Genomic DNA, 12,559 nt, shown 5'->3' with positions numbered 1-12,559 from the left:
CAAACACCATGATCAAACAGATGAACAAGAAGCAGCTGCTGATTGGCGGTGTGGCCGCAGCGGTGCTGGTGCTCGGCGGTGGTTACGCGATGCTGTCCAGCTCGGGCAAGAAGGCTGCGATGGCCTACTACGACGACTTCAAGGAGCGCTACTTCCTTGAGGACGTGCTGTCTGAAGGTGATATTTCCTACTCGGCGTTCTCTGGCAACCTGACTGTCGCCGACCCCGAGATCCGCGTGGCGGCCGCGCAGACCAACGGTGCCCAGCAATTCATGCGTGGCCTGTCGGGCCTGATGGAGTCGGTTCGCGGTAGCTCGGCGGAGGAAGGCCTGGCCGGTTGGGCCAAGTACCAACTCAACGCCAGCGGCAATGTTGCAGGCGTCTACCTGAAGGCCGATGCGCTGAAGCTGGCGCACGATGGTGACAGCAAGGACGGCACGATCCACATCCAGCTGCTTGGGATGCAGATGGGCAACCCTTTCGTTGCCAGCAAGGGCGCTGAAGTGGTGCTGGTGTCTGATGTCAGCGACGAGATCCAGCCGCGTGCCGAACTGGCCGCCAATGGCCGGGCCACCCAGTCGAACTTCGACTGGGGTAGTAACATGGTTGTGCGTCAGCCAATGACCGGCGCGTTTTTGGTCAGTAGCACGGGGGAATTCGGCACCACGGTAGACGTGGACTTCACCCTCAAGCGCTCCAGTGACGGCGAGGGCTCGATGGCGTTCGTCGTGACCCACCGTAACGATGGCTCCAAGGTGGGTGAGATCGTGCGCAAGGCCGAGTTCCAGTCGCTGCCGGAGCTCGACGATGTCGAAACCCAACTCAAGAGTGCGTTGAGCGCCATGCTGATCGGGGCCTACAGCACGTACACCGGTCAGGCTGTACTGGCCGAGGCGGTGAGTGGTTTTGCACGCAAGGCCAAGGTGGAGAACTACAGCGTGAGCTACAGCGGCTTCAAACCGCTGAAAGAGGCTTACAGCGACTACCAGCAGAATGTTCCGAAGGCGAAGTTTGCCGCCTTCTGTGAACAGGTCGGGTTGTCGATGTGGAGCAGTGATTTCGGTGCCAAGGGCAAGAACCACAGCGACTCGGAATGTGCCATCGGGCAGAAGCTGGTCGAGGATGGCAAGTTTGAAGAGCACTACACCTTCAAGGAAGGCAAGAGCCTGTTTGCGGCGTTGTTCGTGAGCAAGGCGTATGAGCTGGAAACCAATTGACCGGTTGATCGCTGATAAACAAAGCCCCCGGCAACGATGAGTTGCCGGGGGCTTTTTCAATTCTGCGAATCAGAGGTTTCAGCGCATCGCCGCCAGCTTGATGCCGAACCCTACCAGGCAAGCCCCGGCCAGCCGCTCGAACATATTGGTAATGCGCGGGTTGGCGCGCATGCGTTCGGCCAGCCGGTGGGTCAGCACCACGGCGATCAACCCGTACAGGAACGTGATCACCGCCACCGTTGCCGCCATGAAGCCGAACGTCACCAACCCCTGATGCTTCACCGGGTCGATGAATAATGGGAAGAACGCCATGTAGAACATGATCGCCTTGGGGTTGAGCAGGGTGATCAGCATGGTCTGGCGCAGGTATTGGCCGTTGTCCATGCGGCTGGTGCGCGGCGCGTCACCCGGTTTGCTCAACAGCATGCGCAGGCCCAGGTAGGCGAGGTACGCGGCGCCGGCCCATTGCACGATGTGGAAGGCCGCAGGGTAGGTGGCCAGCAAGGTGGCGACGCCAGCTACCGCTAGCCACAACAGGACTTGGTCACCGACGATCACCCCACAGGTCGCGGCCAGGCCTGCCTTGATGCCGCCCTTGCCGGTGGCAGTGATCAGGGCAAAATTGCCCGGGCCCGGGATGGCCAGAAGAATGATGAAGGCGATGACGAATGCGCCGTAGTCGGTGACGCCGAGCATGGTGAACTCCTGTAGAGCAATGCAAAGGCAGAGTCATGACTATCGTCGCCAACAGCGTGCTTTACAACCTGTTGTTGCACATTCGCAATCCATCATTGCCAAGCACGACTTGGATCCAATGCCTGTTTTCTGTATCATCCCGCCGCCATCAGACGATGGTCGAAGATGATTCATTTAAAGGACTTTGTAATGAAAAAGCTGTTCAAGGCCACCGTAGCCGTTGCTGTAGTTTCGGGTGTTGCCCTGCTGTCGGGTTGCACTGGCCAGGTTTACAACCAGCCGAAAAACTGCACCTACGACTACCTGTTCCACCCTTCGGTTTCCATCTCCAAGATCATCGGTGGCTGCGGCCCGATCGATAAACTGCCTCAGCAGCAGTAATCTTGGCGGTACCCTGATCGCGACGCTTGCGGCGTGATCCAAGGCCCCCGGTCATGTAGATGGCCGGGGGTTTTTGTTTTTGGCGTGACAATCTGCCACTGGGGCAACCCGTCGTCTTGACGCCGGGGCGGGCAATTTGTTTGTGCTGGCATTTCATATACAATCAGAAAAACGATTCAGCGTTGTCGGTCAATTCGACAAAAGGCCGAGTCGTTTTCTGGTTCTCTGGCTGCTGAACAATGATCAACAACAAGCCTGCGCTGAAGAACACGCTTTACCTGGGCCAGCCACAGGCCCGCCCTCTGTTCTCCTGACTGGAATTGATCAATGTTCAAGAAAGCTGGCAAGACCTTGCTGGGTCTGGCTGTCGCTGCAAGCTTCATGCAAGCGCACGCCGCAGAAACCAAGAAAGTAGACGTGCTGCTGGTCGGCGGCGGCATCATGAGCTCCACCCTGGCCGTGTGGCTGCATGAGCTGGAGCCAAGCTGGTCGATGGAAATGGTCGAGCGCCTGGACGGCGTGGCCGAAGAAAGCTCCAACGGCTGGAACAACGCCGGTACCGGCCATTCCGCGCTGGCCGAGCTGAACTACACCCCGGAAGACAAAGACGGCAACGTCAACATCGCCAAGGCCATCGAAATCAACGAAGCCTTCCAGATTTCCCGTCAGTTCTGGTCGTGGCAGGTACGCCAGGGCGTGTTGAAGAATCCGCACTCGTTCATCAACACCACCCCGCACATGAGCTTCGTGTGGGGCGATGACAACATCAAGTTCCTGAAGAAGCGCTACGACGCGCTGCAGGCCAGCCCGCTGTTCCGCCCGATGCAGTACTCCGAGGACCACGCGCAGATCGCCAAGTGGGTCCCGCTGATGATGGAAGGCCGCGACCCGAACCAGAAGCTGGCCGTGACCTGGACGCCGATCGGCACCGACGTGAACTTCGGCGAGATCACCCGCCAGTTCGTTGGCCACCTGCAAACCCAGAAAGGCTTCGACCTGAAGCTGTCCACCGAAGTGCAGGACATCACCCGCAACAAGGACGGCTCCTGGCACGTCGAGTACAAGAACTTGAAGGACGGTACCGAATCGGCCACCGACGCCAAGTTCCTGTTCATCGGTGCTGGTGGCGGCGCACTGAAGCTGCTGCAGAAGTCGGGCATTCCTGAAGCCAAGGAATACGCAGGCTTCCCGGTGGGCGGCTCGTTCCTGGTGACCGAGAACCCGACCGTTGCCATGCAGCACATGGCCAAGGCCTACGGCATCGCCTCGACTGGCGCACCACCCATGTCGGTACCGCACCTGGACACCCGCGTGCTGGACGGCAAGCGCGTGATCCTGTTTGGCCCGTTCGCCACCTTCTCGACCAAGTTCCTGAAGAACGGCTCGTACCTGGACCTGCTGAGCAGCACCACCACCCACAACGTGTGGCCAATGACCAAGGTGGGTATCGAGCAGTACCCGCTGGTCGAGTACCTCGCTGGTCAGCTGATGCTGTCGGATGATGACCGCTTCGAAGCCCTGCGCACCTACTTCCCGAACGCCAAGAAGGAAGACTGGCGCCTGTGGCAGGCCGGCCAGCGTGTGCAAATCATCAAGCGTGATGCCGAGAAAGGCGGCGTGCTGAAGCTGGGCACTGAAGTGGTGGCGTCGCAAGACCGCACCATTGCTGGCCTGCTGGGTGCATCGCCAGGCGCCTCGACGGCTGCGCCGATCATGCTGAACGTGCTGGAAACCGTGTTCAAGGAGAAGGTCGCTACTCCTGAGTGGCAGGCCAAGATCAAGGAAATCGTGCCAAGCTACGGCACCAAGCTGAACGATTCGGCAGCGGCCACCCAGAAAGAGTGGAACTACACCGCTGAAGTGCTGCAGCTGGAGAAACCGCCGGTGATCGATGCCAGCGTTGACTTCAACGGCGCGCCGAGCGAGCCGGTTGAGAGCAAGCCTGCGAACGACATGGCGCTGTAATCGGCCATTGTTGTGAAAGAAGCCACGGGGGAAACCTCGTGGCTTTTTTTTGCCTGTTCGGGCCCTTTCGCGGGTACAGGAAAATCAGCTCTGCCGAAGAATGCACTCCAGCAACCCGGGAAACCGCTCACCCAGCATTTCGCTGCGCAGCGAGTTCATGTGGGTCGTCCCCACATTGCGGGTATGCACCAGCCCCGCATCACGCAGGACGCGGAAGTGATGGGACATGCTCGACTTCGGCCGGCCGCCATCCAGCTCGCCGCAGCTGGCTTCGGTGACACCGGCCAGGTGTCGGACGATTTCCAGGCGCACGGGGTCGCTCAGCGCATAGAGCAGGCGTTCGAGGATCAGGTCTTCAGCGGTGGGGTGTTTGTAGGCTCGCATGGCTCACATGATAACGGGGGTTTCATTAATTGCCATAGTTCGATTATGATCGAACAACAGTATTCAGATGAGCCCGGAGTTTCCCATGTCCGCACTGTTCGAACCCTACACCCTCAAAGACGTCACCCTGCGCAACCGCATCGCCATTCCGCCCATGTGCCAGTACATGGCCGAGGATGGCCTGATCAACGACTGGCACCAGGTGCATTACGCCAGCATGGCCCGTGGCGGTGCCGGCCTGCTGGTGGTCGAAGCCACGGCGGTGGCACCGGAAGGGCGCATCACCCCTGGTTGCGCCGGAATCTGGAGCGATGCCCACGCCCAGGCTTTCGTGCCGGTGGTGCAGGCCATCAAGGCGGCCGGTTCGGTGCCGGGCATCCAGATTGCGCACGCCGGCCGCAAGGCCAGCGCCAACCGCCCGTGGGAGGGTGACGACCACATTGGTGCTGATGACGCGCGTGGCTGGGAGACCATCGCCCCGTCCGCCATTGCCTTTGGCGCGCACCTGCCAAACGTGCCGCGCGCAATGACCCTGGACGACATCGCCCGGGTCAAGCAGGACTTCGTCGATGCCGCCCGCCGTGCGCGTGATGCCGGCTTCGAGTGGATCGAACTGCACTTCGCCCATGGCTATCTGGGCCAGAGCTTTTTCTCCGAGCACTCCAACAAGCGTACCGACGCCTACGGTGGCAGCTTCGACAATCGCAGTCGTTTCCTGCTGGAAACCCTGGCAGCGGTACGTGAGGTGTGGCCAGAAAACCTGCCGCTGACCGCACGCTTTGGTGTGCTGGAATACGACGGCCGCGACGAGCAGACCCTGGAAGAGTCGATCGAGCTGGCGCGCCGCTTCAAGGCGGGTGGCCTGGACCTGCTGAGCGTGAGTGTCGGTTTCACCATTCCCGAGACCAACATCCCGTGGGGCCCGGCGTTCATGGGGCCGATCGCCGAACGCGTGCGCCGTGAGGCGAAGCTGCCGGTGACCTCGGCGTGGGGCTTTGGTACGCCGCAACTGGCTGAAGCCGCGTTGCAGGCCAACCAGTTGGACCTGGTGTCGGTAGGGCGCGCGCATTTGGCTGATCCGCACTGGGCGTACTTTGCGGCCAAGGAGCTGGGCGTGGAAAAAGCCTCCTGGACCTTGCCGGCGCCGTATGCGCACTGGCTTGAGCGCTATCGCTGAGTGATGCCGGGGGCTGCGCAGCAGCCCCCGAATCTAAAACCGATCCAACCGGTAGGCCCCCATCTCAGGCCCACTGGCCTGCTCAGCCAACCGCCCCACCCACTCCGCCGTCACCGCTGCCTGGGTCAGCCCCAAATGCTGATGCCCAAACGCCAGCAGCACCCGCCCATCACACACCCTGTCGATCACCGGCAACGAGTCTGGCAACGAAGGCCTGAAGCCCATCCACGGCGTAGCCCCTTCGGCACTCAAGTCTTGCCGAAACAGCCCCTTGCTCAAATGGTGCAACTGCCAGGCGCGCTGCATGCTCGGCGGTGCCTCCAGCCCGGCGAACTCCACCGTGCCGGCCAGGCGCAAGCCGTCGGCCATGGGCGTCATGATGAACTTGCGTTCCAGCGACGTGACCGCAAACGGCAGGCGCTGACGCTCGCCCGGCAGCATCAGGTGGTAACCGCGCTCCGTGTCCAGCGGCACCCGCTTGCCCGTCAGTACGGCGGTCAGTTTCGCAGAGTGCGCACCACAGCTGATCAGCACCTGACGGGTATTGAACGTGCCATGGTCGCTGACCAGGGTGACCCCGCCGCTGTGCAACCGGCCACCCTCGACCTGCGCCCGGGCAAACCGTACGCCACTGGCTTTGGCCGCGTCGAACAGCTCGCACACCACCCTGTACGGATCGATGAAATGACCGGTCTTGGGAAAGAACAGCCCGCCCAGCAATGATGGGTTCAACTGCGGTGCCGCTTCGCGTATGGCTTCGGCCGACCAGAAGTCCACCGGCACCGCCTGCTGTTGCATGCGTGCGCGCAAGGCCTCCAGCGCCTGGCGTGATTCAGGCTTCTCGAACACCAGCAGTGAGCCATCTTCCTGGAACAGCTCGCTGCGCCCGATCGAGCCCAATAATCGCTGCCAGGCACCCAGGCTGCCTTCGTTCAGTGTGCGGATGCCGGCCACGCTGCGCTGGAACGGCGCCGGGCGCAGGTTGAGCAGCAAGCGAGAGAACCACGGCATGGCCTTGGGCAGGTACTTCCAGTCCAGGCGCAACGGGCCCATCGGGTCCAGCAGCATGCGCGGCAAGCGCTTGAGGATCGACAGGTCGGCGATCGGGAACACCTGCTCGGTCGCCAGGTGCCCGGCATTGCCATAGGACGCGCCCTGGCCGGGCGCCTGACGGTCGACCAGCAGCACTCGGCGGCCCTGACGGGCCAGTTGCAGTGCGCAAGCGACGCCGACAATGCCGGCGCCAACCACCGCGATATCGGTTTCAGCGGTTTCGAGCATGCTCAGCCTTCCCGTTTACCGTCAAGCAGGCGCCGCAGCTGCAGCGGGTTGCCGTGCTGCAACGCCGACGGCAGCAAGGCATCGGGGAAGTCCTGGTAGCACACCGGACGCAGGAAGCGCAGGATCGCCGCCGTGCCCACCGAGGTGGTGCGGGCATCGGAGGTGGCCGGGAACGGTCCGCCGTGGACCATCGCATCGCACACCTCAACGCCGGTCGGCCAGCCATTGACCAGAATGCGCCCGGCCTTGCGTTCAAGGGTCGGCAGCAGGGCGCGGGCGCTGGTGATGTCGGCATCGTCCAGCTGCAACGTAGCGGTCAGTTGGCCCTCCAGATGCTCGGCCACCTGGCGGACCTGTTCATCGCTCGCGCAGGCCACGACCAACGACGCAGCACCGAACACTTCGGCCTGCAACGCCGGGTCTGCCAGGAAGGCTTCGGCCTGGGTCACGAACAACTGTGCCTGGCATTGGTTGGGGCCTTGCCCGGCCTGACCACTGGCTGCCGTTTTGGCATTGGCGTTTTCCGCCAGGGCACCGACACCGGCCTGGTAAGCACTGAAGATGCCCGGGGTGAGCATGGTCTGCGCGGCGGCCTGTTGTACGTGTTCGCTGGCGGCAGCGATGAAGCGCTGCAACGCGGGCCCTTGCCGGGCGATCACCAGGCCGGGGTTGGTGCAGAACTGGCCAGCACCTTGGGTCAACGAGGCGACGAAGCCTTGCGCCAGCGCTTCGGCGCGGGCCTGCAAAGCGGCCTCGAAGAGGAATACCGGGTTGATTGAGCTCATTTCGGCGTACACCGGGATCGGCTCCAGGCGTGCCTGAGCGGCTTGGCACAGTGCGACACCACCGCTGCGCGAGCCGGTAAAACCTACTGCCTTGATACGCGGGTCGCTGACCAGGGCGATGCCCACTTCTCGGCCAGAGCCGTACAACAGCGAGAACACGCCGGCCGGCAAACCGCACAGCTTCACCGCTTGCGTCACGGCCTGGCCGACCAGTTCGCTGGTGCCAGGGTGGGCGCTGTGGGCCTTGACCACCACCGGGCAGCCAGCGGCCAATGCCGACGCGGTGTCGCCACCGGCTACCGAAAATGCCAGCGGAAAATTGCTGGCGCCGAACACGGCCACCGGCCCCAGGGCGACCTGGCGCTGACGCAGGTCGGCGCGGGGCAGGGGCTGGCGTTCGGGCTGGGCATTGTCGACCCGTACATCCAGCCATTCACCAGCCCGCACCACCCGGGCAAAAGTGCGCAACTGGGTGCAGGTGCGGCCCCGTTCACCCTGGATGCGCGCTTTGGGCAGGCCGGTTTCGGCCACGGCGCGGTCGATCAGGGCATCGCCGAGGGCTTCGATCTGCGCGGCGATGGTTTCGAGAAATTGTGCCCGTTGTTCGAGCGAGGTTTCGCGGTAGGCATCGAACGCCGCCCAGGCCAGGGCGCAGGCCTGGGCGACGTGTTCGCCGGTGCCGCCGAGGTAGGCCGGTTCCAGCGTTTGGCCGGTAGCCGGGTTGATGGCGTGGATGGCTTCGCGGCTGCCAGTTACCGGCGTCTGGCCGATCAGCAGGTTGCCTGTGAGGGGCATGTAGCCTCCTTGGAATCAAATACGGGTATCAAGGGAAACCGCAGCCCCTGTAGGAGCGGCCTTGTGTCGCGAAAGGGCTGCGAAGCAGCCCCAGCAATTTGTGCCTCTGCGCGAAAATCCCGGGGCCGCTTGGTAGCCCGTTCGCGACACAAGGCCGCTCTTACAAGAGTCCGCGCAGGTCCAAAGTCAGGCGACGTTTTGCTCAGCCGACCAGCTGGCATACCAGCTGCGGAACAGCGCGTACTGCTGCTCGGCATAGTTGCGCTGGGCATCGGTCAGCACGTCGGTCTCGTTGAAGTGCAGGCTGTACTCGCGGTCACCGTTCAGCACCATCAGGTGCTTGTAGTACAGCACCAGGTCGCAACCCTCATCGAACGACGACAGCACCGCCAGTGCCGCTTCCAGCTCACGCGCCAGGCGACGGGCCTTCGCATCGCCCTTGGCCGCCTGCTTGCTCAGGCTCACCAAGTGCAGCACTTCACGCGGCAGGGCGTTGCCGATGCCGGTGATGGCACCGGTGGCGTTGCAGTTGACGAAACCATGCACCACCTGGGTATCCACGCCGACCATCAGGGTCACATCGTCATCCTTGGAGGTGATGTGCTCGGCGGCGTAGCGCAGGTCGGCGCCACCGCCGAACTCCTTGAAGCCGATCAGGTTGGAGAATTCGCGGCGCAGTTCGAAGAACAGGTCGGCGCGGGTGGCGAAGCCGTAGTAGGGGCTGTTGTAGATCACTGCTGGCAGCTTGGGCGCGGCGGCGAGGATGGCCGAGAAGTGGTGCTTCTGGGCGATCAACGAAGCACCACGGCTAAGCACGCGGGGGATGACCATAAGGCCGGCGGCACCGACCTTGGCGGCATGGGCCGCGTGGGAAACCGCTTCGCGGGTGTTCACCGCACCCGTGCCGACGATGGTCGGAATGCCGGCGGCCACCAGGCGCGCGACGCCTTCCTGGCGCTCGGCTTCGGTCAGCAGTGGCCAGTCACCCATCGAGCCGCAGTACACCACGGCGCTCATGCCGGCCTCGATCAGTTCGCGGCCCTTGCGTACCAGGGCGTCGAAGTCCGGCTTGCGGTCGGCGGTGCATGGGGTCATCAAGGCGGGCATGGTGCCGGTGAAGATGTTGTCAGTCATTGTTGTCACTCCTCGCAATGTTCAGTCGGAAAAAGCCGGGGTCAGATACCCCAGGCGAACGGGTCTTGTTCGTCGATCAGCAGGGTGCTGTCGGCGGTCATGTAGGCGCGGCCGGTGATGAACGGGCGAATGTGTTCGCCGTCGCGCTCGTAGCGGCCGTGGAACTGGCTGCCGGTGATGCTGGCCTGCACCCAGGTCTGGCCTTCGGCAAGCTTGCCGTCGGCGGCCAGGCAGGCCAGCTTGGCGCTGGTGCCGGTGCCGCAGGGCGAGCGGTCGTAGGCCTTGCCGGGGCACATCACGAAGTTGCGGCTGTCGGCGTTGGCGTCGTTGGCGAACAACTCGACGTGGTCGATGGGGGCGCCGTTTTCACCCGTGATGCCCTGGGCTTCGAGGGCCTTGAGCATGGCCCAGGTGTACTCGGTGAGCGCTTCGCGGTTGCCCAGCTCTATGCGCTGGCCGTGTTCGGAAACCAGGAAGAACCAGTTGCCGCCCCAGGCAATGTCGCCGTGCACCACGCCGTGCCCGGGCACATCCACCGCCACCTGCTGGCGATAGCGGTAAGAGGGCACATTGGCGACGGTGACGGCGCCATCTTCATGCAGGGTGGCGCTGACTTGGCCGACCGGGGTGTCTATCTTGTGCACGCCGGGCGTGATCAGGCCCAGGTGCTGCAACGAGGCGACCAGGCCGATGGTGCCGTGGCCGCACATGTTCAGGTAGCCGGCGTTGTTGAAGAAAATCACCCCGCAGGTGGCGTCGGCCGACACCGGTGGGCAGTACAGCGCGCCCACCAGCACATCGTTGCCGCGAGGCTCCAGCAGGCAGGCACGGCGCCAGTGGTCGTGCAGCTCGCGCAGTTCGTCGCGCTGTTCGGCCATGCTGCGGCCATGCAGTTGCGGGAAGCCCTTCATCACCAGGCGGGTCGGTTCGCCGCCAGTGTGGGAGTCGATGACGTGAATCTGTTTCATGGGCTTGTCCCTTGCGTAAAAGATCAGGAGGCGACGGCGGCAGGGCGGCCGGCATAGGTGTCAGCGGTGGTTTCGCTTTCGTCCTCGCCTTCCAGGCGTACCAGGTGTGCAGGCACGCCAGTGGCCGCTCCCCAGTAGTAGATGCCCAGAGCACAAGCCGCCACGGCTACGGTGTCGAGCGGGTGGCCAATGACCCCCAGGCCGCCGAAGCTGCCCAGCCACGACAGCAGGATGGTTACTGCGTAGAAGCCGATCAGCCATGCCGACGAGCGCACTTGCTGGGCCAGCGACAGGTGCTGGGTGGGCACGAAGCGACCGCACAGCAGGTACAGCACGAACATCACGATTTGCAGGGCCAGTAGCCACGACACGGTATTCCAGCCGGACCAGTACACGATCAGCGCGGCGATGATGAACGACAGCGGGCCGAGCACGCCCATGCCCTTGACCCGGAACGGGCGCGGCATGTCTGGCGCATTGCGGCGCAGGGCGGCGACGGTGACCGGGGCCACGGCGTAGCTCAGTACCAGGGCGGCGGATACCACGTTGATCAGTGCTTCCCACGATGGGAATGGCAGGGTCCAGAACACCGACAGGCCAAACGTCAGCCACAGCGCTGGGCGCGGGATGCCGGACTCTGCATCGATGCGGGTGAAGTACTTGAAGAAGGTGCCGGTCTGCGCCCAGCCATAGATCACGCGCGGGGTGGCGTTCATGTAGATGTTGCCGCAGCCGCTGGGCGAGATCACCGCGTCGGCCACCACCAGGTAGGCCAGCCAGCCCACACCCAGGGCAAGGGCGATGTCACGGTAGGGCAGGGCCAGTTCCTTGGTGACCGCAGCCCAGCCGTTGGTGAGCATTTCGGTCGGTACGCTGCCGAGGAAGGCCAGTTGCAGCAGGGCGTAGATGGCGGTGGACAGCAGCACCGAAAGCATCAGCGCAATCGGGATGGTGCGCTGCGGGTTCTTCACTTCGCTGGCCACCGAAATGATCGGCGTCAGGCCCAGGTAGGCGAAGATGATGCCACCGGCCGACACGGCCATTTCTACGCCGGACAGGCCGAACGGAGCAAAACCGTGGACTTCGAAGTTTTCCGGTTTGAAGAAGGTGAACAGCACGCCAATCACCAGCAGCGGCACGATGAACTTGAATACGCTGACCAGGTTGTTGGCCTTGGCGAAGGTTTTCACGCTGCGGTAATTGAGGAAGAAGAACAGCCCCAACAGCGCGAACTGCACGAGCCAGCCAAGCACGGTCGGGTCGCTTGAACCGGTTTTGGTCAGCCCGGGAAACCAGGCGGCGGCGTACTGGCGCGAGGCGACCACTTCGATGGCGATCAGGCTGGAAAAGGCGATCAGGGTGATGAAACCCATCAGGTAGCCCAGCAGCGGGCCGTGCGAGTAAACCGGGTAGCGCACCACGCCACCGGCGCGGGGCAGGGCGGCGCCCAGTTCGCAGTAGACGATGCCCAGCAGCAGTACGGCGAAACCGCCGAGGAACCAGGACAGGATGCCCGCCGGGCCGGCGATGGCCGAGACGTGGCTGGCGGCGAACAGCCAGCCAGAGCCGAAAATGGCCCCCAGGCCGATGAAGGTGAGGTCCAGCAGTGATAACTGTTTCTTGAATTTGCCTGACATGGGTTCGCCTTTTTGTTGGTTATTGGATAGGCAGGTCTGATGTCACGAGATGCGGCTTTTTGGGCCGCGCTCTTGTAGGACTTGGGCGGCTTGCGTGGGGCATAGAGTGAACCGGTCGGGGCGGCGGTTCTTGATGGTT

The 12,559-nt window shown here is 63.2% G+C and carries 11 protein-coding genes; 4 read left to right on the top strand and 7 right to left on the bottom strand.

The annotated features are described in order from the left end of the window. Positions 1-8: 8 nt before the first annotated feature. On the top strand, positions 9-1,217 hold the full coding sequence (locus tag B9A31_RS12165; protein ID WP_084297018.1) for a hypothetical protein: 1,209 nt from the start codon (positions 9-11) through the stop codon (positions 1,215-1,217). Positions 1,218-1,295: 78 nt separating this feature from the next. Here the strand turns inward: B9A31_RS12165 and B9A31_RS12160 are convergent, their stop codons facing one another. Beyond that, positions 1,296-1,913, bottom strand: coding sequence for a LysE family transporter (locus tag B9A31_RS12160; protein ID WP_016711965.1), 618 nt, complete (start codon positions 1,911-1,913; stop codon positions 1,296-1,298). 189 nt (positions 1,914-2,102) lie between these two features. Here B9A31_RS12160 and B9A31_RS12155 point away from each other — a divergent pair, with 189 nt between their 5' ends. Both B9A31_RS12155 and mqo read left to right on the top strand, forming a co-directional pair. Continuing rightward, positions 2,103-2,294, top strand: a complete 192-nt coding sequence (locus tag B9A31_RS12155; RefSeq protein ID WP_003254720.1) for a YhfL family protein — start codon at positions 2,103-2,105, stop codon at positions 2,292-2,294. 327 nt (positions 2,295-2,621) lie between these two features. Continuing rightward, positions 2,622-4,259, top strand: a complete 1,638-nt coding sequence (mqo, locus tag B9A31_RS12150; protein ID WP_019098485.1) for a malate dehydrogenase (quinone) — start codon at positions 2,622-2,624, stop codon at positions 4,257-4,259. An 84-nt stretch (positions 4,260-4,343) separates the two neighbouring features. On the opposite strand, the gene B9A31_RS12145 is transcribed toward mqo, so the two are convergent. Further along, on the bottom strand, positions 4,344-4,643 hold the full coding sequence (locus B9A31_RS12145) for an ArsR/SmtB family transcription factor (RefSeq protein ID WP_025753907.1): 300 nt from the start codon (positions 4,641-4,643) through the stop codon (positions 4,344-4,346). 85 nt (positions 4,644-4,728) lie between these two features. Here B9A31_RS12145 and xenA point away from each other — a divergent pair, with 85 nt between their 5' ends. Further along, complete coding sequence (xenA, locus tag B9A31_RS12140; protein WP_016711963.1) at positions 4,729-5,820, top strand: xenobiotic reductase XenA; 1,092 nt, start codon at positions 4,729-4,731, stop codon at positions 5,818-5,820. Positions 5,821-5,853: 33 nt separating this feature from the next. Here the strand turns inward: xenA and B9A31_RS12135 are convergent, their stop codons facing one another. From B9A31_RS12135 to B9A31_RS12115, 5 genes are all read right to left on the bottom strand, one after another. Next, a complete protein-coding gene (locus B9A31_RS12135) occupies positions 5,854-7,101 on the bottom strand; it encodes an NAD(P)/FAD-dependent oxidoreductase (protein ID WP_084297017.1) in 1,248 nt (415 codons plus the stop codon). Positions 7,102-7,103: 2 nt separating this feature from the next. Then, positions 7,104-8,681, bottom strand: coding sequence for an aldehyde dehydrogenase (NADP(+)) (locus tag B9A31_RS12130; protein WP_084297016.1), 1,578 nt, complete (start codon positions 8,679-8,681; stop codon positions 7,104-7,106). Between the two features lie 186 nt (positions 8,682-8,867). Then, entirely contained in the window at positions 8,868-9,815 is a 948-nt protein-coding gene (locus B9A31_RS12125) for a dihydrodipicolinate synthase family protein (RefSeq protein ID WP_016711960.1), read from the bottom strand. Positions 9,816-9,856: 41 nt separating this feature from the next. Continuing rightward, positions 9,857-10,783, bottom strand: coding sequence for a 4-hydroxyproline epimerase (locus B9A31_RS12120; RefSeq protein ID WP_084297015.1), 927 nt, complete (start codon positions 10,781-10,783; stop codon positions 9,857-9,859). A 23-nt stretch (positions 10,784-10,806) separates the two neighbouring features. Further along, positions 10,807-12,420: an APC family permease gene (locus B9A31_RS12115; RefSeq protein WP_027615338.1), complete on the bottom strand. Its 1,614-nt coding sequence runs from the start codon at positions 12,418-12,420 to the stop codon at positions 10,807-10,809. Positions 12,421-12,559: the final 139 nt, after the last annotated feature.

Source organism: Pseudomonas sp. URIL14HWK12:I5 (assembly GCF_900176445.1).
Classification (GTDB): domain Bacteria; phylum Pseudomonadota; class Gammaproteobacteria; order Pseudomonadales; family Pseudomonadaceae; genus Aquipseudomonas; species Aquipseudomonas monteilii.
Note: the sequence above shows the minus strand (reverse complement) of the source record. Positions and strands in the feature narration are given on the sequence as shown.